This is a genomic window from Aliiroseovarius sp. YM-037, from assembly GCF_048060095.1.
Lineage (GTDB): Bacteria > Pseudomonadota > Alphaproteobacteria > Rhodobacterales > Rhodobacteraceae > JBLUOA01.
Map to the genome: position 1 here is coordinate 2,023,716 of NZ_JBLUOA010000001.1, position 18,906 is coordinate 2,042,621.

At 59.6% G+C, this 18,906-nt stretch carries 22 protein-coding genes and 1 tRNA gene; 7 read left to right on the forward strand and 16 right to left on the reverse strand.

Translation table 11 applies throughout. The annotated features are described in order from the left end of the window. Positions 1-131: 131 nt before the first annotated feature. Positions 132-1,181, reverse strand: a complete 1,050-nt coding sequence (locus tag ACEWPJ_RS09945; protein WP_416512854.1) for an RluA family pseudouridine synthase — start codon at positions 1,179-1,181, stop codon at positions 132-134. Here ACEWPJ_RS09945 and ACEWPJ_RS09950 point away from each other — a divergent pair. Then, a complete protein-coding gene (locus tag ACEWPJ_RS09950; RefSeq protein WP_416512855.1) occupies positions 1,180-1,497 on the forward strand; it encodes a DUF6476 family protein in 318 nt (105 codons plus the stop codon). The two genes, ACEWPJ_RS09945 and ACEWPJ_RS09950, sit on opposite strands and share 2 nt — an antisense overlap. 15 nt (positions 1,498-1,512) lie before the next feature. Here ACEWPJ_RS09950 and ACEWPJ_RS09955 read toward each other — a convergent pair. Continuing rightward, positions 1,513-1,589: transfer RNA gene (locus tag ACEWPJ_RS09955), tRNA-His, on the reverse strand. A gap of 205 nt (positions 1,590-1,794) precedes the next feature. On the opposite strand from ACEWPJ_RS09955, the gene ACEWPJ_RS09960 reads away from it, so the two are divergent. Further along, on the forward strand, positions 1,795-1,986 hold the full coding sequence (locus tag ACEWPJ_RS09960; protein WP_416512856.1) for a DUF6324 family protein: 192 nt from the start codon (positions 1,795-1,797) through the stop codon (positions 1,984-1,986). Between the two features lie 16 nt (positions 1,987-2,002). On the opposite strand, the gene ACEWPJ_RS09965 is transcribed toward ACEWPJ_RS09960, so the two are convergent. After that, positions 2,003-2,185: a hypothetical protein gene (locus ACEWPJ_RS09965; RefSeq protein WP_416512857.1), complete on the reverse strand. Its 183-nt coding sequence runs from the start codon at positions 2,183-2,185 to the stop codon at positions 2,003-2,005. Continuing rightward, complete coding sequence (locus ACEWPJ_RS09970; protein ID WP_416512858.1) at positions 2,182-2,652, reverse strand: MmcB family DNA repair protein; 471 nt, start codon at positions 2,650-2,652, stop codon at positions 2,182-2,184. The genes ACEWPJ_RS09965 and ACEWPJ_RS09970 overlap by 4 nt, the downstream gene beginning before the upstream one ends. Positions 2,653-2,761: 109 nt before the next feature. Here ACEWPJ_RS09970 and ACEWPJ_RS09975 point away from each other — a divergent pair, with 109 nt between their 5' ends. Further along, on the forward strand, positions 2,762-3,082 hold the full coding sequence (locus tag ACEWPJ_RS09975; protein ID WP_416512859.1) for an ArsR/SmtB family transcription factor: 321 nt from the start codon (positions 2,762-2,764) through the stop codon (positions 3,080-3,082). Further along, the gene (locus ACEWPJ_RS09980; protein WP_416512860.1) at positions 3,079-3,498 is read left to right on the forward strand and encodes an SRPBCC family protein; all 420 of its coding nucleotides are present in this window, start codon (positions 3,079-3,081) and stop codon (positions 3,496-3,498) included. The genes ACEWPJ_RS09975 and ACEWPJ_RS09980 overlap by 4 nt, the downstream gene beginning before the upstream one ends. Positions 3,499-3,726: 228 nt before the next feature. On the opposite strand, the gene ACEWPJ_RS09985 is transcribed toward ACEWPJ_RS09980, so the two are convergent. The 5 genes from ACEWPJ_RS09985 to ACEWPJ_RS10005 form a co-directional block, all read right to left on the reverse strand. Continuing rightward, positions 3,727-4,029, reverse strand: coding sequence for a hypothetical protein (locus tag ACEWPJ_RS09985; RefSeq protein WP_416512861.1), 303 nt, complete (start codon positions 4,027-4,029; stop codon positions 3,727-3,729). A gap of 77 nt (positions 4,030-4,106) precedes the next feature. Further along, on the reverse strand, positions 4,107-4,589 hold the full coding sequence (gene nusB, locus ACEWPJ_RS09990; RefSeq protein WP_416512862.1) for a transcription antitermination factor NusB: 483 nt from the start codon (positions 4,587-4,589) through the stop codon (positions 4,107-4,109). Further along, the gene (locus ACEWPJ_RS09995) at positions 4,586-5,137 is read right to left on the reverse strand and encodes a 6,7-dimethyl-8-ribityllumazine synthase (protein WP_416512863.1); all 552 of its coding nucleotides are present in this window, start codon (positions 5,135-5,137) and stop codon (positions 4,586-4,588) included. The genes nusB and ACEWPJ_RS09995 overlap by 4 nt, the downstream gene beginning before the upstream one ends. Before the next feature lie 3 nt (positions 5,138-5,140). Beyond that, on the reverse strand, positions 5,141-6,232 hold the full coding sequence (gene ribB, locus ACEWPJ_RS10000; protein WP_416512864.1) for a 3,4-dihydroxy-2-butanone-4-phosphate synthase: 1,092 nt from the start codon (positions 6,230-6,232) through the stop codon (positions 5,141-5,143). Beyond that, positions 6,229-6,831, reverse strand: coding sequence for a riboflavin synthase (locus ACEWPJ_RS10005; protein WP_416513033.1), 603 nt, complete (start codon positions 6,829-6,831; stop codon positions 6,229-6,231). The genes ribB and ACEWPJ_RS10005 overlap by 4 nt, the downstream gene beginning before the upstream one ends. A gap of 163 nt (positions 6,832-6,994) precedes the next feature. Between ACEWPJ_RS10005 and ACEWPJ_RS10010 the strand changes: the two genes are divergently transcribed. From ACEWPJ_RS10010 to ACEWPJ_RS10020, 3 genes are all read left to right on the forward strand, one after another. Next, complete coding sequence (locus ACEWPJ_RS10010; RefSeq protein ID WP_416512865.1) at positions 6,995-8,287, forward strand: capsule biosynthesis protein; 1,293 nt, start codon at positions 6,995-6,997, stop codon at positions 8,285-8,287. 99 nt (positions 8,288-8,386) lie between these two features. Beyond that, entirely contained in the window at positions 8,387-9,508 is a 1,122-nt protein-coding gene (locus tag ACEWPJ_RS10015) for a polysaccharide biosynthesis/export family protein (protein WP_416512866.1), read from the forward strand. A 7-nt stretch (positions 9,509-9,515) separates the two neighbouring features. Then, positions 9,516-11,573: a capsular polysaccharide biosynthesis protein gene (locus ACEWPJ_RS10020; protein WP_416512867.1), complete on the forward strand. Its 2,058-nt coding sequence runs from the start codon at positions 9,516-9,518 to the stop codon at positions 11,571-11,573. Here ACEWPJ_RS10020 and ribD read toward each other — a convergent pair. The 7 genes from ribD to dnaG form a co-directional block, all read right to left on the reverse strand. Next, positions 11,552-12,646, reverse strand: coding sequence for a bifunctional diaminohydroxyphosphoribosylaminopyrimidine deaminase/5-amino-6-(5-phosphoribosylamino)uracil reductase RibD (gene ribD, locus ACEWPJ_RS10025; RefSeq protein ID WP_416513034.1), 1,095 nt, complete (start codon positions 12,644-12,646; stop codon positions 11,552-11,554). The two genes, ACEWPJ_RS10020 and ribD, sit on opposite strands and share 22 nt — an antisense overlap. Before the next feature lie 23 nt (positions 12,647-12,669). Continuing rightward, positions 12,670-13,137: a transcriptional regulator NrdR gene (nrdR, locus tag ACEWPJ_RS10030; protein ID WP_416512868.1), complete on the reverse strand. Its 468-nt coding sequence runs from the start codon at positions 13,135-13,137 to the stop codon at positions 12,670-12,672. Positions 13,138-13,222: 85 nt separating this feature from the next. Next, the gene (locus tag ACEWPJ_RS10035) at positions 13,223-13,633 is read right to left on the reverse strand and encodes a secondary thiamine-phosphate synthase enzyme YjbQ (protein ID WP_416512869.1); all 411 of its coding nucleotides are present in this window, start codon (positions 13,631-13,633) and stop codon (positions 13,223-13,225) included. 51 nt (positions 13,634-13,684) lie between these two features. Next, the gene (locus ACEWPJ_RS10040) at positions 13,685-14,176 is read right to left on the reverse strand and encodes a hypothetical protein (protein ID WP_416512870.1); all 492 of its coding nucleotides are present in this window, start codon (positions 14,174-14,176) and stop codon (positions 13,685-13,687) included. 117 nt (positions 14,177-14,293) lie between these two features. After that, positions 14,294-14,755, reverse strand: a complete 462-nt coding sequence (locus tag ACEWPJ_RS10045) for a thiol-disulfide oxidoreductase DCC family protein (RefSeq protein WP_416512871.1) — start codon at positions 14,753-14,755, stop codon at positions 14,294-14,296. Between the two features lie 36 nt (positions 14,756-14,791). After that, entirely contained in the window at positions 14,792-16,786 is a 1,995-nt protein-coding gene (gene rpoD, locus ACEWPJ_RS10050; protein ID WP_416512872.1) for an RNA polymerase sigma factor RpoD, read from the reverse strand. Between the two features lie 112 nt (positions 16,787-16,898). Continuing rightward, a complete protein-coding gene (dnaG, locus tag ACEWPJ_RS10055) occupies positions 16,899-18,854 on the reverse strand; it encodes a DNA primase (RefSeq protein WP_416512873.1) in 1,956 nt (651 codons plus the stop codon). Positions 18,855-18,906 lie beyond the last annotated feature (52 nt).

Below are 18,906 nucleotides of genomic sequence, written 5' to 3' on the forward strand. Positions count from 1 at the left end.
TGTCAGCTAGTCATAGTCACTGTCGGTTTCAAGTCCGCAATTCTGTGCGGTATAATATTAACGGATTGTGCATTGAAAAAGTTTCATACGCTATGCCCAGACATCGAATTTCGCGCGGTTGTGAGGGGGATTTACCCATCGTCGCCGCGACCACGCAGCGCGTCAATCAAAGCAGCCATATCGGGTGGCAATGGCGCTTCAAACCGCTGCATTTCACCACTGACCGGATGCACAAATCCGAGAGTAGCGGCGTGAAGTGCCTGCCGAGGGAACGCCCGCGCCGCATCCGCCGCGCCCTTGCCCACCGCCTTAGTCGATAACTTCCGCCGCCCGCCATAGGTTTGATCCCCGATCAGCCCGTGCCCGGTATGCGCCATATGCACCCTGATCTGATGGGTGCGCCCGGTTTCAAGCCAACAATCCACCAGCGCAGCAACCGCGGGCGTGCCGAAGGTTTCAACCAACCGCGTCCGCGTCACCGCATGACGCCCGCCGCTGAACAGCACCGCTTGTTTTTGCCGATCATGCTTGTGGCGCGCCAGTTGGGTCGTCACCCGCATGACATTGCTTGCCTCAAAACTCACGCCGCGAACGCCGCGCAAGCGTGGATCGGACGCGTCGGGCACGCCATGAACCACCGCATAATAGTGCCGATCAACGGTGTGGGCGGCGAACTGCTCCGCCAGACCGTGATGCGCCTTGTCGGACTTCGCCACCACCAGCAGGCCAGAGGTATCCTTGTCGATCCGATGCACGACGCCGGGGCGCTTCTCTCCGCCCACACCGGAAAGCGTATCGCCGCAGTGCGCCAGCAGCGCGTTGACCAACGTGCCGGAGCGTGTGCCCGGTGCCGGATGCACCACCATTCCGGCGGGTTTGTTGACGACGATTAGGTGCTCGTCTTCAAACACGACATCCAAGGGGATGGCTTCCGCCGCAATATAGCTTTCCTCGGCGGTCGGCACCTCAATGGTGATTTCGTCGCCTTCGGCCACCTTTGCCTTCGGGTCGTCCAAGACCTGCCCCTGCCGCACGACCTTGCCTGCCGCGATCAGCTTTGCCAGTCGTGACCGGCTTAGCGATGCTTCCTCTGGCACATCGCGGGCAAGCGCCTTATCAAGACGCGAAGGCGGGTCTGCGGCAATCGTGACCGTTACCAATAAGGAAGAGGCGTCAGCCATGATGGATGCTCCGACACCGGACAACGACACATTGCCGGCCAATCTGAAATTTTTGCGCCGTCTCGTTACGATTCTGACCGGCACGATGATTGTCGGCCTTGTAGTCGTGATCGCCCTGCTTGTCATCCGGCTACAGCCCGCGTCGGTCCCCCTGCCCAACGAAATCACGCTTCCCGATGGGGCCACCGCTGTTTCATTCACGCAGGCGCAGGATTGGTATGCCGTTGTGACAGACGCCAATGAAATCCTGATCTTTGACCGGATGACCGGTGACATTCGCCAGACGTTCCAGATCGAAGGGGCAACGTCCAACTAGGTATGGCTTGGGGAGTGGTACCACCTCCTGGGTTCGAACCAGGGACCTCCTGATCCACAATCAGGCGCTCTAACCAACTGAGCTAAGGCGGCACTGCGGCTGATTTAGCGCCACTATTGCGCGATTGCAAGAGGGTTGCACGCCAGTTTCCAATACGAATTATGCAACGCAAAACACACGCCGCCAGTGCCGCCCCGCGACGGCACGATGGCGGGCCGGAATCCGGCAAACCAACCGCCGACCTTGCCAATCGCATGGCGGCGCGCTAGGTGAACGACGCTATTGATGGAGGCAAAAATGGGCATCGACCGCGAAAGCGATATTGCCGCCAATCTACAGATTGGCCCGACAACACTTGGAATGGTGCGCATCTACGTTGAGGGTAACGGAGTCGACCTGCCGCTTGATTTCGACCCCGAAGAAGCGCGCGAGATTGCCGAAGAAATCCTTGCCGCTGCCAAGCGGGCCGAGGCGATGGCGAAATCCTGAACCGTCGCACTGCCCGTCAGGTATAAACCTGCCCCGGTTCGATCAGCTCAAATCCGACAATCTCAAACTCATACAGCGCAGAGCCGTCGGGCTTTTCCGCCCGCGCGATCAGCTTGCCATCTTCATCGTGATAAACCGCGTGCGCAGTGTGCAGCGCCCGATAACACCAGTCGCCGTTCGGGTAGAGATATTTTATCATTCCACGTCCTCCTCACCTGTCATTGAAATAAGCCCGGCCACACCCGGATCTTTGAACCCTTGCAACCGGCACGCCGCTTGCCGTGCGAATTTCTGCGTCAGAACTTTCCGCCGGGCCGCGGCGAGCTTTGTTTCCGGCCCCATGCGGATAATCTCCGCGTCATAGGCATCCGCAATAATCAGCCCGGTGTCGTGCGGCAGCAGTTCGGTCGGAAACTCTGTATCGACCGCCCAAAAATAGCGATCACACCACTCAAGATAGCCCTGCCATTTGCGATCTGTCTGAAAATCCGCGCGGGAGGATTTGCATTCGACGACCCAAAGCTCACCCTTCGGGCCAAGCGCCATGACGTCAACGCGCAAGCCACGGTCGGGAACGAATTCCTCAACCGAAACAAAGGCATGGTGCCGCAGATGTCGGCTGACGCCACGCGCGAGAAGCTGGCCGGGTTGGATTGCGTCGTCCATTCCGAAAACATGAACAATTCGTGAACAAATATCAAGGCGAGAGTTTCGCTTGACATGATACCATTGGGTTTCATATTAATGATACCGTTCGGTATTATTAGAGGATAAAATGCCCCCCGAAACGCAAGCCACCTTCCGCGCCCTCGCTGATCCGACACGTCGTGACATTCTGCTGATGCTACGCAGTCAGGACATGACAATCGCAGAGGTCGCGGACAATTTCGACATGACCCGCGCCGCCGTCAAAAAGCACCTGACCGTGCTGTCAGACGGTGGGCTAATCAACGTCCGCGCCCGTGGGCGCGAGCGGATCAATAAATTCAACCCAATGGGCATGGCGCCCGTTCTCGATTGGCTCAGCTACTTTGATGCCTTCTGGGATGATCGTCTGTCAGACCTGAAAACCGCCATCGAAAAGGATAGTAAATGACCGATACCGTAATTCAAAAATCCATTTACCTGAACGCGACCAAGGAACAGGTCTGGGCTTATTTGACCGACCCCGACAAGCTGGCGATCTGGTTTCATGTGCCGAAAAAACCGCTCTCGGATGGGGAGGAATATGAGATGTTTGGCGCGGAAAGCGGCAACAAGCTGATGTGGGGCAAGGTTCTGACCGCGACGCCACACGATTATCTGGAATACACCTTTACGATTGCCCCGATGGGCGACGCAATCAGCACCGTCAAATGGACATTGGAAGAGGTCGCAGGCGGCACGCACCTGTCACTTGAACATAGCGGCCTGCCCCAAGGGGCCGAAGCATTTGGCCTGACACTCGCCCTCGACAAAGGTTGGGACGACCACATGGGGCGGATGCGTGCATCGCTTCACGAGGAAGAATAAAACCTGCGATCAGGCTTGCCGGGCCCGCGGCCAACCCCTATGTGGGGTGGTGGCGGGTTCTGCCCTTCTCGTGACACGGTTGCATTCCGGTGGCCTTAAGCAATTCCGAGGGAGCTGGCTCTGTTCTGGCCCTGGCCTGATTACCTGGCGCCCACCTGTACATACAGGTCCTCGGGAATGAGATAACCACACGGTCGCGGCGGTCCCGTCACCCATCAAACAGTGCGATTAGCGGTCGACTGGCACCGGAATGGTGGCATGTTCGACAATCAACGGCGGTTGCTGGCGCTTGCCGCCCGACGGCGTGTCATCGTGGCCCATCCGCATGATGACGATGCCGAATTGCACACCCGCAAAGACGATCCCGTTGAAGATCACCAGCATCACGACCGCGATCCAGCCAATATCGCTGGTGCTGATCAGATGCCAAAGATTCCCGACATTCGCCCAAAGCAGCAACGCCACAAAGACAGCGGCCAGCAGAAAGCCGATAATCACATTCTTGATGTAAAGACGGACAGGGCGGGGCATGGCGCACTCCTTCATTGCTCAACTAATAAGATAAGCCGTCGGCCGCCCGATATCCAGAAGCAGATCGTCGCAGCCGCCTAGAACGCTTCGGGCTTCGCCTCGCGGGCCATGTGGTCAAGCACGGCGTTGACGAATTTCGGCTCTTTCCCCTCGGGGTGGAAAGCCTTGGCGACATCGACGAATTCGGTGATGACGACCCGCGGCGGTGCCTTACCTTCGATCAGTTCCGCCCCGGCGGCGCGAAACAGCGCCCGAAGAGTCGGATCAATCCGCGCGATTGGCCATTTCGCGACCAACGCCCGATCGGTCATCTGGTCAATCCGGCCCTGAAAGGTCACCGCATCCTCAATCAGTTTGCGGAACAGGCCGATATCGCCCTCGGCCATTTCGCCCTCTTCCAGATGCTCGCCGAAACGGTGATCTTCAAACTCCCGCCGGACGGCGTCAAAGCTCTGGTCCGACGCCTCCATCTGAAACAGCGCCTGAACCGCGAACAGACGCGAGGCGGACCGCATCTTGCGTTTCTGGTTGCCGGAAAGGGGGGCGTCAGGTTGGGTCATGCGCGTGTGGGTCCGTCATTATCGCCGGCCAATCGGAAGCTTTCGCCGGATGGCTTAAACCCGATGCCTTTGGTCTGGGCGCCCCACTTACGGCTGAGCGCTAGCAGATGCAAGGCCGCAGCCGCAGCGCCGCCGCCCTTGTTCTGATCTTTCGGATCGGCGCGCACCTCGGCCTGTTTGCGGTTTTCGACGGTCAGGATGCCATTGCCGATGCAAAGCCCCTGAAGCCCAAGCAATTGCAACGCCCGAGAGCTGTCGTTGCACACCGTGTCGTAATGCGTCGTTTCCCCCCGGATCACACAACCAAGCGCGACGTAGGCGTCGAAGTTCGACTGCCGGTCTGCCATTGCAACCGCTGTCGAAACCTCAAGCGCGCCGGGGACTTCGACGATATCCCACGTACCACCCGCCGCCTCAATCTCAGCCTGCGCACCGGCAACGAGGTTATCCGCAATGTCCTTGTAGTAAGGCGCAACCACGATCAGCACCTTTACGGTCTTATCAAAGCTCGGACGCGGCAGGATGTAGTGCTGTTCTTGGCCAGCCATGGGTCAGTCCTTTGTGATCGGGCGGGTGCCGACAATCGACAGGTCATACGCCTCCAGCCCCAGATAGCGGGTGTCGGGGGAATCCGTCAGCAGGATAAGTTCGTGCAGCCCCATCGCCGACAGGATCTGCGCCCCAAGCCCGGTGTGTTTGATCGTGCGCGGGCCGTCGTCATCGTTTTCGATCAGCTTGGCCCGTGGATTGCGGAACAGGCAAATCGCGCCCCGCCCTTCTTTCGCAACAATCTCCATCGCGCGGGGCAGTTCTGCATCGCCGTCGATGCCGATGCCCAACACATCCTCCAGCGCCTTTAGCGCATGGGTCCGCACAAGCACGGGTTCCGGCGTCGTGATATCGCCTTTGACGAGGATCACATGTTCCGTCCCTTCGGTCTGTTCGGTGAAGACGCGCATGGTCCATTCCCCGCCATAGGCCGAGGTGATTTGCTGCGTGTGCGTTTCCTTGACCAGATGATCGTGGCGGCGGCGATAGGCGATCAGGTCAGCTATGGTGCCGATGTTGAGGCCGTGCTTTTCCGCAAAGAGCAGCAGTTCCGGCAACCGCGCCATCGTGCCGTCTTCGTTCATTATCTCGCAAATGACGCCTGCGGGTTTGAGGCCAGCAAGACGCGCAACATCAACGGCGGCTTCGGTGTGACCCGCACGAACCAGAACGCCGCCATCCCGCGCCCGCAGCGGAAAGATGTGCCCCGGCGTCGCAAGATGCGCCATCGTATTCTGTTCATTAATCGCCGTCGCAATCGTCAGCGCACGGTCGGCAGCGGAAATCCCGGTGCTGACCCCTTCCCGCGCCTCAATCGACACGGTGAAGGGTGTTTCGTGGCGGGACGAATTGTTGACCGCCATCATTGGCAGCCCCAGTCGGTCGATCCGCTCTGACGTCATCGGCAGGCAGATCAATCCGCGTCCATGCGTCGCCATAAAATTGATCGCATCGGGCGTTGCATGTTCCGCCGCGATGACAAGATCGCCCTCATTCTCTCGATCCTCATGATCGACGAGGATGAACATCCGCCCAGCCTTCGCGTCTTCGATAATCTTGGAAATGGGAGAGATCGCGCCCGTCAGTTCGCTCATTTACCGGCCCACTCCTGAAGCCGCGCGACATACCGCGCGAGCGTATCGATTTCGAGGTTCACACTGTCCCCGACGGCGATGGTTCCCCAGGTCGTGACCTCTTTCGTGTGCGGGATGACGTTGATCCCGAACTCGGTGCCATCAACATCATTCACCGTCAAAGACGTGCCGTTCAGCGCGACCGACCCTTTCGGCGCGATAAATCCGGCCAGATGATCCGGTGCGCGGAATGTGATGCGGGTGCTGTCGCCTTCATCTTCCATGCGGATCACCTCAGCCACGCCGTCCACATGGCCCGACACGATATGCCCGCCGAGTTCGTCGCCGACCTTCAGCGCCCGTTCGAGGTTCAGCGGGGTGCCGACCTGCCATGCGCCGATATTGGTTTTGGCCACGCTCTCTGCGGAAATATCAACCTCGAACCAGCCCGAAGGCTCCGCCCCGGTTGCGGTCACAGTCAGACAGACGCCATTGCACGCGATGGATGCGCCAATCTCAATCCCCGCCACATCATATGCCGTCCCGATACGCGCCTTAAGGTCGCCGCGCTTCTCAAGCGCTTCGACACGGCCAACGTCAGTGATAATACCCGTGAACATATGGGTGCCTTTCGCCCGGTTCAGTTCATCCGTCACCTAGCCCTTGCAGGCGCGGGGCGCAAGCATCGCGGGCTGAAACAGACCGCGCGAATACGCATTTTTCTTGGTGAAACGCCGGTTTGAGATTATCGAAGTGAACAAGAGGCCACGAAAGAAGTCAGTAATGAGTGTCAAAACCGGATCAGGCCGCCGCTTCTTGCTGCTGCAAGGGCCGCACGGCCCGTTTTTTGATCGCTTGGGTCGCATGATGCAGGCCACCGGCGCCGAGGTGTGGCGCGTCGGCTTTAATGCCGGGGATCGGGCGTTCTGGTCAGATTCCACGTCGTTCATCCCCTTTCAGGATGCCCCCGACGCCTGGCCCGCCCGGTTCGATGCGATCCTGGCCGAGAAACAGATCACCGACATCGTTCTTTACGGCGACACCCGCCCGATTCACGCCACAGCGGTCGCGCAGGCAAAGGCCGCCGGGCTGACCGTCCATATCTTTGAAGAAGGCTACATGCGCCCCTATTGGGTGACGTATGAACGGGGCGGCTCCAACGGCCATTCCCGCCTGATGGAGTTTGACGTCGCCTCAATGCAATCCGCGCTTGAGGAGATCGACCTTGACCTGCCGGACGCCCCGTCCCATTGGGGCGATATGCGGCACCACATATTTTATGGGGCGCTTTACCACGCGCATGTCCTGCTCAGAAACGGTGACTTTCGCAACTTCCGCCCACACCGCGCACTGCCCGTCTCACGGGAATTCCAGCTTTACCTGAAACGCCTTCTGCTGATGCCGTTTCTGGCGATTGACCGGATTGCCGCCACCCAGCGGATCAAGCGCGGCGGGTTCCCGTTTCATCTGGTCCTTCTACAACTAGAGCACGATTCGAGCTTTCAGGCGCACAGCCCGTTCAACACGATGGCCGAGTTCTTCGAAGTGACCATCGCGGGCTTTGCCCAAGGCGCCCCGGCGCACCATCACCTTGTTTTCAAGGCCCACCCGCTTGAGGATGGTCGCGCCCCACAACGGCGTGAAATCAAACGCTTAGCGGTCGAACATAATGTTGCGGATCGCGTGCATTACGTGCGCGGTGGCAAACTTGCCCGCCTTCTTGACTATGCCCGCAGCGCAATCACCGTAAATTCGACCGCCGCGCAGCAAGTTCTCTGGCGCGGATTGCCGCTTAGGGTGTTTGGCGATGCGGTTTATGCGAAACCTGAGTTTGTTTCGACCCAGACCCTGCCCGACTTCTTCGCGCAACCGACCCGCCCTGACACCCGCGCCTATCGCGACTATCGCCACTATCTTCTTGAAACATCACAGATAACCGGAGGCTACTATTCCGGTCGCGGGCGGCGGCAATTGTTGCGGCAAGTGATTGACCTGATGCTCGCCCCCGAAGATCCGTATGATGCGCTTTTGTCCGGCAACGCGGCACCGAGGCAACAGTTATATGCGGTGAGTTAACCTTGCCGAAACACCCCATGGTCATTTCGCCAACCTTCCGCTAATTTCCCGTGAAAATTGAGGCACGTCTGTGTGTAAGGAGCCATTAGGGTGAGTAGCATGTCTTCGCGGTTAGCGTCGAAAGTGGCGATTCTGGTTATCGCAAGCACAGTTGCGTCCTGTGGTCTGCCGCGCTCTGGCCCCACAAAAAATGAGATTTTCGCAGGTTCGGTCCAGAACGAAGGCAACGCATTCGTCGTCGCCGTGACCGATCATGTTGCGAACGCGACAGCCGTGACGCCCGCCTATGGGTTCAGCGATTCTTTCCGCAACGCCGGGCAACTTGGCGCAGATACGATCCGTCCGGGCGACACGCTGGGCCTCACCTTCTGGGAAAACGTGCAGGACGGCATCCTGACGACCGAAGGCGCCCCCGCCGCACTTGAAGAGGTTCAGGTCGATAGCGCCGGTATGATCTTTGTCCCCTATGCCGGCCGGATTCGCGCAGCGGACAACACACCCGAGGCGCTGCGCCGGATCATCACCGAAAAGCTGGAAGACCAGACACCCGATCCGCAAGTCACCGTGCGCCGGATTGCAGGCGATGGCGCGACCGTTTCGGTCGTCGGTGACATCAACGGCCAAGGCGTTTATCCGATCCAGCGCCCGACACGGACGCTGTCAGGTATGCTCGCTGCTGCCGGCGGTGTGAATGTCGAAACAGAAATCGCGACGATCACGGTCACTCGCGGCAGCCACCGCAGCAAAATCTGGCTGCAAGATCTTTACGACAACGCCTCCAACGACATCGCGCTACGCAACGGCGACCGTATTCTGGTCGAAGGCGATACCCGCACCTACACCGTTCTTGGCGCGACAGGCGGTCAGAACCGCGTGCCTTTCGTCAGCCAAACGCTGTCCGCACTCGAAGCGGTTGCGCAGGTTGGCGGGCTGAATTCTAACGTCGCGGACCCGACCGGTATGTTCGTTCTCAGGAACGAAGATGCAGCGGTCGCGAACGCCGTTCTGGGCCGCACCGATCTGCAAGGCACGCAGCGAATGGCCTATGTCCTTGATCTGACAGAACCGACGGGCATGTTCATGGCGCGCGATTTCGGTATTCGCGATGGCGATACGATCTATGTCACCGAAGCCCCGTTCGTGCGCTGGAACAAGACCATCTCCGCCCTGACCGGTTCGCTGAACAGCGTGGACACGCTGAACAATCTGGCGACCAACTGATCCATCTATGTCAGTCCAATTGGATCTGACGACTGCCGCGGATACCACGCCGCGGCAGTTATTCGTTTACAGCGGCGGTTTTCTGACCGACGGACGGATCCGGCGTATTCTTGAACTTTCCGGCTACAAAATCCGGCTGGGTCGTCCGGGCGACAACGATCTGGTCGGTGTCTGGGGCAAAAGCCCAACGTCGCCCCGGGGTGAGGCTGTGGCAGAGCGGCGCGATGCTCCGATCCTGCGTGTCGAAGATACCTTTCTGCGGTCCGTCCATCCGGGCAGGTCGGGAAGCGCCCCGATTGGCCTGAACCTCGACACGCGCGGCGTGCATTTCGACCCGAGTGCGCCGAGCGATCTTGAGCACCTGCTGGCGACCCACCCGCTTGACGATACCGCTATGCTCAACCGTGCCCGCGACGCGGTTGACCGGATCAAAGACGCGCATCTGTCGAAATACAACGCCTTCGATTCCGCAGCACCTGTCCCTGATCCGGGCTATGTTTTGGTCATAGACCAGACGCGCGGTGATGCCTCTGTCACCAGCAGCGGCGCGACCGAGGCGACGTTCAGGGAAATGCTCGTCTTCGCCCAAACCGAACACCCGGACGCGCGCATCCTGATCAAAACGCACCCGGAAACATTGGCCGGGCACCGGGACGGCTATTTCGATCAATCCGACGCCACCGGACGAGTCCGCCTGTTTGACGAAGCCGTTTCACCATGGCCCCTGCTGGAAGGAGCACGGGCGGTCTACACCGTTTCCAGCCAGTTCGGGTTCGAAGCGATCTATGCCGGGCACAAACCGCGCGTCTTCGGACAACCCTTCTACGCCGGTTGGGGGCTGACGCAGGATGAAAACCCCGTCCCGAGACGGGAACGGCAGCTTTCGCGGGCGCAGTTGTTCGCGGCGGCGATGATCCTTTACCCGACATGGTATGACCCCTATCGCGACAAGCTGTGCGAGCTTGAGGACGCGATCAGCACGCTAGAGGCGGAAGCCCGCGCGTGGCGCGATGACCGTAACGGCCACATCGCCGTCGGGATGCGCCTGTGGAAACGCGCAGCGCTCCAGAAATGGTTCGGCGGGGCAGCGAAGCTGCGGTTTGAAAACGACCCGGACCGGGCCGCCGCCAGCGCCCGTGAGCAGGGCCGGAGCATGCTGGTCTGGGCCAGCAAGGAAACGGAGGCATTGCGCAGCGCCGCTGACGATGTTCCGGTGTTGCGGGTTGAGGATGGCTTTGTCCGTTCAAAGGGCTTGGGGGCGCAGCTGGTGCCTGCGTTGTCGCTCGTCGTTGACGATCTTGGCATCTACTACGACCCCACGCGGGAAAGCCGATTAGAACGGTTGATCGCGGCGCGGGTCGACCTTTCGCCAGCTTGCGAGGCCCGCGTAAGAAAACTGATCCGACGCCTGACCTCGGCGCGGATATCGAAATATAACCTCGACGCGCACGGCATAACCGAGCTACCCAAAGGCCATCGGATCGCGGTGATCGGACAGGTCGAAGACGATGCGTCGATCCGATTGGGGTGCGGTGAGGTCAAGACGAACCTCGATCTGCTCAAGGCCGCCCGCGCCGCCAATCCCGATGCGGTTATCCTCTACAAACCGCACCCGGATGTTGAGGCTGAATTGCGGGCAGGTGCCATCGCGGAAACAGACGCCCTGCCCCTCGCCGATGTAATTCTGACCGATACGGATCCAATCGCGTTGATCGATGCGGTCGATCGCGTCTGGACCATGACCTCCCTTCTGGGGCTTGAGGCGCTGCTGCGCGGCACCGCCGTCACCTGCCTCGGCGCACCGTTTTATGCAGGATGGGGTCTGACGAATGATCGCGGACCGGTCACTGACCGCCGAACGGTGAATGTCGGCCTTGAGGGCCTCGTCCACGCCACGCTGATTGACTATCCGCGATACCTCGACCCAGTGACAGGGCGGCCCTGCCCGGTCGAAGTTATCGTTGACCGATTGAAAGACGGGCAATTGCCGAATAATGGCCCGTTCAATCGCGCGCTATCGAAACTTCAGGGTATATTTGCCAGCTACGCCCATCTGTGGCGCTGACCGATCGGTCGCCAGCGATGCAGGATGTCCGGCCCAATCGGGCGACATTGGACCAATGCAAACTGGGGCGCATCTCCAAGACGCCCAAGCCCCAGAGAGCCGATGCCCGGTCGCCCCTCGGCCCCAAGCGTAAGCCCGGCGGTAAATCCGACAAGCTCATCAACCACCCCCGCGCTCAGCAAGGACGCGGCAAGCGCCCCGCCGCCTTCGCAAAACACCCGCGTCAGGCCCTCTACCGCGAGCGCCTGCAGGATGGATACCGGATCAAGCTGCCCCGTCGCGTTTCGGTCACACAGCACCAGCCGCGCGCCGATCCCGTTCCAGGCATCCACCAAACCGGGGTCAGCGTCCGGCCCGTGACATAACCACAGCGGCACCTCTTTCGCGGTTTTCGCAAGCTGCCCATCCAGCGGCAGGTCAAGCCTGCGTGACACCACCACTCGAACCGGCTGATGCGAAATACCAAGCCCGCGCACGGTCAGCGATGGATCATCCGCCCGCGCGGTGCCGCCGCCAACCATTACCGCATCGTGGCGCGCGCGCATGGCGTGGACCGCCCGCCGCGCTTCCGGTCCGGTGATCCATTGGCTTTCGCCCGTCGCGGTTGCAATACGGCCATCAAAGCTGTTCGCGAGTTTCAGGGTCAGCGCAGGAAGGCCCGACTCCACCCGTTTGAAAAACCCGACATTCAGCGCGCGGGCGTCGTCGGCCATAACGCCGCTCGTCACCTCAACGCCCGCGTCCCGCAGCGCCTTATGCCCGCCGCCCGCGACGCGCGGGTCGCTATCCTCTACCGCACTGACGACCCGCCGAATGCCTGCCGCGATCAGTGCGTCCGCGCAGGGCGGGGTTTTGCCGTGGTGGGCGCAGGGTTCGAGCGAGACAAAGGCGGTCGCGCCCTTGGCCGCATCGCCCGCCTGCGCCAGCGCAACAGTCTCTGCATGAGGGCGGCCGCCGGGCTGCGTCCAACCACGCCCGACAGCACGTCCATCCTTGACGATCACGCAACCGACAGCGGGATTGGGCCAGACATTGCCCAAACCGCGGGACGCGAGCGCAAGCGCCCGCGCCATCCAGATTTCGTCGGGCTGATTGGTCACTCTTCCGGTGGGGTCGGTGGGCGCAATTCGCTGACAAACTTGTCAAAGTCGTCCGCAGCTTGGAAGTTCTTGTAAACGCTCGCAAATCGCACGTAGGCGACGGTGTCGATCCGGGCCAGCGACTCCATCACGATCTCACCAATCGTTTTTGACGGAATGTCGGTTTCGCCCATGCTTTCCAGCCGCCGCACGATACCGGAAATCATCTGATCCATACGCTCCGGTTCTACCGGGCGTTTCTGAAGCGCGATGCGAATGGAGCGTTCGAGTTTATCGCGGTCGAACTCCTCTCGTCGGCCATTGGTTTTGACCACAACAAGATCCCTAAGCTGAACCCTTTCGTAGGTTGTAAACCGCCCCCCGCAAGCCGGACAGAACCGGCGGCGACGGATCGCCACGTGGTCCTCAGCCGGTCTGGAATCCTTCACCTGCGTGTCAACATTACCGCAAAATGGGCAGCGCATGGCCTCTCCCTTGAGTTTCGTCCCCAGTTATCCACAATGACTATAGGGCCAACTCTAGGTTTTGGGTAGAGCGAATTCGACACCGCTAAACAATGCTGAGGGCGACCTGACGGACATGCGGCGCGCGGCGGTGTTCGAACAGATAAATGCCCTGCCATGTGCCGAGGGCCAGACGCCCGTTTTCGATTGGAATGGACAGGCTGACCGGCAACAAAGCCGCCTTGATATGGGCGGGCATATCGTCCGGCCCCTCATAGGTGTGGCGTAGATAAGCCATCGCCGGATGATCCGATGGTGGCACCAGTTTTTCGAAGAACGCGGCAAGGTCCGTCTGCACATCAGGGTCGGCATTTTCTTGGATGAGAAGAGAGCACGACGTGTGGCGCACGAACAGAGTGAGCAGACGGGCCGATGCCCCGGCGCCTTCAACCTGCCGGAGCACGTGCCGGGTGATTTCGTATAGACCCGGACCCTCGGTTTGGACTGAGATATTCAACGATGCACGTTGGCCCGGCTTATCTTGCGGCCTGCCGAGCGCTTCACCACGTTACTTCTTGAACGTCTCCAGATGCAGGATCGCGTCGCAATTCGCGCTGCCGACCGTGCCGACCCAGATATCGTAGACACCGTTCGACGGAGTGCTCAGCACGATCTGCGCATCCAGATTGCCCGCGTCATCGTCATCCCAATACCAGTTGCCAGCGCCCGTGTTGACCAAGAGAACGGAGTCGCAGGCGCTTTGCACCCGGAACATCAATTTGAAGTTCGCGTCCTTCTGATAGTTCAGTTGGAAGTCAGGCTGGCGGATGAAATGCCCGGTGATCCGTTCGCCGGTTTGGGAATAGTAGTTGCAGCTTGTGACCTCGTGGTCGCCACCGGCCCGAAGGCTGTATTGCTGGGCCTGAAAAAGCTGGGTCGCGCTGGCGTATATCGTCGCCTCTTCCTCATACCGGTAGTCGGGGCACAGATGGTGGGCGGATGCCGAAGACGCAAAACTGAGCACAAACAAAGCAGTAAGACAGAAAAAGACCGAACGCATAATAAAACTCCTCTCATCAGAATGCGGACAGCTTAACTGCGGGTTGTGGCAATGGAAGGTTTTTTGCGTGGCAACGTTAAGAAATCTTGGCTTGGTCGCCGCAATCGTCGCGCCAATTTATGGTGCCAAGCCCCCGTCAACGAACCGTGTCCGAAGCGTTGGATCGGGCATCATGCAGGTGTCATAACGACCAAAGATCCGATACCGATTGCGGGCGATGCGGTGGTAGAGGAAATCTTTGATCGGGCCCGGAAGAAAGCGCAGCACGGACAGCGCGACCCAAACACCGCCAATGGCGCGCATTGCATGGCAGAACGCATCAAGCCGTTGGTAGATCAGCCCGTCGATGATGACGATGTTGGTTTCGTATTCATCCGTCGGCAAGTTCAGCGCGTGATACAGACGCTCCCCCAATTTCGACTGTGCGACGGCGAAGGCGAACCGTTCTTTCTGATCGTGCCGCAGCACAAAGCGGAAGAAGCCAGAGCACAAAACGCACTCGCCATCAAAGACGATCAAATCGCGGTCGGAAAGCGCGTGTTGCAGATCGTCAGGAAGGAATGAAGTCGGCGTCACCATGGCAAAGAAAAACGGCGCCCGAAGGCGCCGCTTTGATTACTGATCCAAGAAGCTTCGTAGCTTGCGCGACCGACTGGGGTGCTTCAGCTTGCGGAGCGCCTTGGCTTCGATCTGACGAATCCTTTCGCGTGTGACGCTGAACTGCTGGCCGACTTCTTCGAGTGTGTGGTCGGTGTTCATGCCAATGCCGAAACGCATCCGCAAAACCCGTTCCTCGCGCGGCGTAAGGCTCGCCAGAACTCGCGTCGTGGTTTCCTTCAGGTTCTCCTGAATCGCGCTGTCCAGCGGCAGCACCGCATTCTTATCCTCAATGAAATCACCAAGCTGGCTGTCTTCCTCATCCCCAATCGGGGTTTCAAGGCTGATCGGCTCCTTGGCGATTTTCATCACCTTGCGGACCTTTTCCAGCGGCATTTGCAGCTTTTCGGCCAGTTCTTCCGGCGTCGGCTCGCGGCCGATTTCGTGCAGCATCTGGCGACCGGTGCGGACCAGTTTGTTGATTGTCTCGATCATATGGACTGGAATACGGATCGTGCGGGCTTGGTCGGCGATGGACCGGGTGATCGCCTGACGGATCCACCAGGTCGCATAGGTCGAGAACTTGTAGCCGCGGCGATATTCGAACTTGTCGACCGCCTTCATCAGGCCGATGTTACCTTCCTGAATAAGATCAAGGAATTGCAAGCCACGGTTCGTGTATTTCTTGGCAATCGAAATCACGAGCCGCAGGTTCGCCTCAACCATTTCCTTCTTGGCTTGACGCGCCTCTTTTTCGCCCTTCTGGACCTGCTGGACGATGCGGCGGAATTCGCTGATGTCGAGGCCGACATATTGGCCGACCTGCGCCATCTCGGCCCTTAGGGCTTCGACCTTGTCCGTCGATCTTTCCAGCAGAGCCTGCCAGCCACGGCCGGGCTTTTCGCCCATCCGTTCCAGCCATGTCGGATCAAGTTCATACCCGCGATAGGCGTCGATGAACTCCCGCCGATTGATCCGCGCTTGGTCCGCGAATTTGACCATGTTGCTGTCAATCGACATGATCTTGCGGTTGATGCCGTAAAGCTGGTCGATCAGCGCTTCGATCCGGTTGTTATGGAGGTGGAGTTCGTTGACGAGTTCAACGATCTCCGCCCGCAGCTTTTGATAGGTCTTTTCGTTCTTGTCGGAAAAGCTCTGGTCTTCGTTCAGGGTTGCCGAAATCCGGGCGTCCTGCATGTCAGACAGCTTGGCAAAATCGTCGGCGATCCGGTCGAGCGTTTCCAGCACGCGCGGTTTAAGCGCGGCTTCCATCGCGGCGAGCGACATATTTGCCTGCTCGTCATCGTCGTCGTCATCATCGTCTTCGGTTTTGATCGGGTTGCCGTCTGCATCAAGCTCCGGCTGATCGGATTTCGCTTCGGGCTTTGTCGCGCCATTCAGATTGACGTTGGCGACGACCGGCTCTGTCTCCTCCTCTTCCTCGCCCAGCGTGTTGCCGAACGTGGTTTCAAGGTCGATGACATCCCGCAGCAAAATCTCTTCGTTCAGAAGTTCGTCGCGCCAGATCGTGATCGCCTGAAAGGTCAGCGGGCTTTCGCACAGCCCGAGGATCATGGTGTTGCGACCCGCCTCAATCCGTTTGGCGATCGCGATCTCGCCCTCGCGGGACAGCAGCTCGACCGAGCCCATTTCGCGCAGATACATCCGAACGGGATCATCTGTGCGGTCAAGCTTTTCCGTTTCGGTGGTCGAAACCGCCACTTCGCGGGACGAGGATGTTTCGACCACTTCGGTCGAGCCCTTCTCGTCGTCTTCAGCTTCATCATCCTCAATGATGTTGATGCCCATTTCGCTGAGCATCGACATAACATCTTCGATTTGTTCGGAGCTGACCTGATCCGGCGGCAGAACCTGATTAAGCTGGTCGTAGGTGATAAATCCGCGCTCTCGCGCTTCGGCGATCATCTTTTTGACCGCGGCCTGGCTCATGTCTAGTGAGTGAGCGTTGTCCTTGTCGTCGGTCTTGTTGTCGTCGGTATCCTTGGCGGCCATTCAAAGCTCCTCGGCGAAGGCGGCTGATTCGGTCTGAAACGAATCAATAACGGGACGAAGTGATTCGCAACCCGTTTACCTTGTTTTGTTTAGTTTTAACCTACCAAAGCCCTCAGGTGTTGCCCCCGGACCCCTTGGTAAATGTGATCTTCTTCAGCAGTTCATCGAATCGCGAGCGTTCGTCTTTGTTCAGTGCTGCACCGTTATCGGCAATGTCATACTCCGCCGTATCTTCCGTTTCTGACCGTTCTGCACGGTTGCGTGCTTCGGCGGCTTGACCCAATCGCCAGGTCAGCCCTTCATCAGCAACACCGGACAAATCCTGAACGGCGTCCTCAATCTCTCGCGTTATGCCGCGTCGTGCTTCGAGTTTTGCGAGTTCCTCAGCGACGCATAAGGCCGCTATTTCGATATCGCCTGGGTTTCGCACGGTGGGGGCGAGGCTGACATGGCTTGCCGCCAGCAGTTTTTCAAGGGCATCAACGCCAATTTCCGCTTCAATTTTTGCGCGGCAGTCGTCGCCCTCCCCGGCGTGGCGCAGCAGGGCGGTTCGCAGCGCGTTGTGATCTTGGGTGGACAGTTCCATCCGCTCAAGCTCGCTCTCGAATTGTTCGACCAAATCGGGGTGCAGCAACAGCGTCGCCAGAATGACCGCTTCGTGCAGCGCCTCTTGCACCCGCGCGCCCGCCGCGAGGATGGAGCTTTTAGTGCCGGAAAGCGGTGCCATTGGCGGCGCGTTGAACCCGCCCTTGGATTTGCGAAACCCGCCCTGTTGCGGACGACGGTTGCCGAACAGTTCCCACCGGAGGCGCTTGATTTCCTCACCGTAGTGGTTGCGGATCGACGGATCGCGGATCGTCTTGATCGCAGCACGCAGCGATTTGTCGAGCGCGGCTTTCCGCTCCGGACTGTCGAAATTCTTGCCTTCGGTTTCGCGACGCCACAGCAAGCTGACCATTGGCTGCGCTTGATCTATCAGCTTTTGCATCGCGCCCGCCCCGCGTGCTTTCAGAAGGTCGTCGGGGTCTTCGCCCTCGGGCATCAGCGCGAACCGTAGTGATTGACCCGCCTCAAGCAGCGGCAGCGCAAGGTCGATCAACCGCATCGCGGCCTGAAGTCCGGCGCGGTCGCCATCAAGCGCAATGATCGGCTCTGGCGCGATGCGCCAGAGCAGCCTGATCTGATCTTCGGTAATGGCGGTTCCAAGCGGCGCGACGGTCGCGGAAAACCCCGCCTCCGCCAAGGCGATCACGTCCATATACCCTTCGGCGACGATCAGCGGCTGGCCCTTGCCCGCGGCTTCCCGCGCGGGACCCTGGTTGTAGAGGGTCCGCCCCTTGTCGAATAACGGAGTCTCCGGCGAATTCAGATACTTGGCGCGCGCATTGGGTGACATCGCCCGCCCGCCCAGCGCAATCGCCCGCCCGCGCGTGTCCCGGATCGGAAAGATGATCCGGTCGCGGAAGCGGTCATAGGGCTGGCCGCCATCATCGGGCCGCGCGGCAAGACCCGAGTCAACGATCAGGTCCGGCGACACACCCTTGCCGGTCAGATGCTGGAAAACACCCTGCCGGGCGTCTGGTGCAAATCCGATCTCAAAAGTGTCTTGCGTCGCGGGCTGCATCCGCCGCCGTTCCAGGTATTCGCGGGCGTCCGTGGCGCCACCCGTTTTCAGTTGCAGACGGTAATACTGGACCGCCTGCTCCATCACTTCGGCAAGTTCGGTGCGGTAATCCGCTTTCGCCTGCGCTTGGGGATCTTGCTTGGGCACGGGCATTCCGGCTTCCCGCGCCAGAATCTCAATCGCTTCCATGAAGCCGACGTTTTCGGTTTCCCGCACGAAGGAAATCGCATCGCCCTTCGCGTGACAACCGAAGCAGTAGTAAAACCCTTTCCGGTCATCCACATGAAAAGACGCGGTTTTTTCCTGATGAAAGGGACATGGCGCCCACATATCGCCCTTGCCCTGATTGGATTTTCGGCTGTCCCACATCACCTTGCGCCCGACAACCTGCGACAGGCTGGTGCGGGTGCGAAGTTCGTCAAGGAAACCGGGGGGCAGACTCATCCGCGCAGTATCAGGCGAAGCCGGGTCACTTGTCCAGATACCGAAATCGTCG

Bases quoted from the DNA above. Each gene is read 5' to 3' on its own strand.
- ACEWPJ_RS09950 (WP_416512855.1), top strand. From the start codon at position 1,180: ATGATGGATGCTCCGACACCGGACAACGACACATTGCCGGCCAATCTG.
- ACEWPJ_RS09945 (WP_416512854.1), bottom strand. From the start codon at position 1,181: ATGGCTGACGCCTCTTCCTTATTGGTAACGGTCACGATTGCCGCAGAC.
- ACEWPJ_RS09960 (WP_416512856.1), top strand. From the start codon at position 1,795: ATGGGCATCGACCGCGAAAGCGATATTGCCGCCAATCTACAGATTGGC.
- ACEWPJ_RS09965 (WP_416512857.1), bottom strand. From the start codon at position 2,185: ATGATAAAATATCTCTACCCGAACGGCGACTGGTGTTATCGGGCGCTG.
- ACEWPJ_RS09970 (WP_416512858.1), bottom strand. From the start codon at position 2,652: ATGGACGACGCAATCCAACCCGGCCAGCTTCTCGCGCGTGGCGTCAGC.
- ACEWPJ_RS09975 (WP_416512859.1), top strand. From the start codon at position 2,762: ATGCCCCCCGAAACGCAAGCCACCTTCCGCGCCCTCGCTGATCCGACA.
- ACEWPJ_RS09980 (WP_416512860.1), top strand. From the start codon at position 3,079: ATGACCGATACCGTAATTCAAAAATCCATTTACCTGAACGCGACCAAG.
- ACEWPJ_RS09985 (WP_416512861.1), bottom strand. From the start codon at position 4,029: ATGCCCCGCCCTGTCCGTCTTTACATCAAGAATGTGATTATCGGCTTT.
- nusB (WP_416512862.1), bottom strand. From the start codon at position 4,589: ATGACCCAACCTGACGCCCCCCTTTCCGGCAACCAGAAACGCAAGATG.
- ACEWPJ_RS09995 (WP_416512863.1), bottom strand. From the start codon at position 5,137: ATGGCTGGCCAAGAACAGCACTACATCCTGCCGCGTCCGAGCTTTGAT.
- ribB (WP_416512864.1), bottom strand. From the start codon at position 6,232: ATGAGCGAACTGACGGGCGCGATCTCTCCCATTTCCAAGATTATCGAA.
- ACEWPJ_RS10005 (WP_416513033.1), bottom strand. From the start codon at position 6,831: ATGTTCACGGGTATTATCACTGACGTTGGCCGTGTCGAAGCGCTTGAG.
- ACEWPJ_RS10010 (WP_416512865.1), top strand. From the start codon at position 6,995: ATGAGTGTCAAAACCGGATCAGGCCGCCGCTTCTTGCTGCTGCAAGGG.
- ACEWPJ_RS10015 (WP_416512866.1), top strand. From the start codon at position 8,387: ATGTCTTCGCGGTTAGCGTCGAAAGTGGCGATTCTGGTTATCGCAAGC.
- ACEWPJ_RS10020 (WP_416512867.1), top strand. From the start codon at position 9,516: ATGTCAGTCCAATTGGATCTGACGACTGCCGCGGATACCACGCCGCGG.
- ribD (WP_416513034.1), bottom strand. From the start codon at position 12,646: ATGGCGCGGGCGCTTGCGCTCGCGTCCCGCGGTTTGGGCAATGTCTGG.
- nrdR (WP_416512868.1), bottom strand. From the start codon at position 13,137: ATGCGCTGCCCATTTTGCGGTAATGTTGACACGCAGGTGAAGGATTCC.
- ACEWPJ_RS10040 (WP_416512870.1), bottom strand. From the start codon at position 14,176: ATGCGTTCGGTCTTTTTCTGTCTTACTGCTTTGTTTGTGCTCAGTTTT.
- ACEWPJ_RS10045 (WP_416512871.1), bottom strand. From the start codon at position 14,755: ATGGTGACGCCGACTTCATTCCTTCCTGACGATCTGCAACACGCGCTT.
- rpoD (WP_416512872.1), bottom strand. From the start codon at position 16,786: ATGGCCGCCAAGGATACCGACGACAACAAGACCGACGACAAGGACAAC.
- dnaG (WP_416512873.1), bottom strand. From the start codon at position 18,854: ATGAGTCTGCCCCCCGGTTTCCTTGACGAACTTCGCACCCGCACCAGC.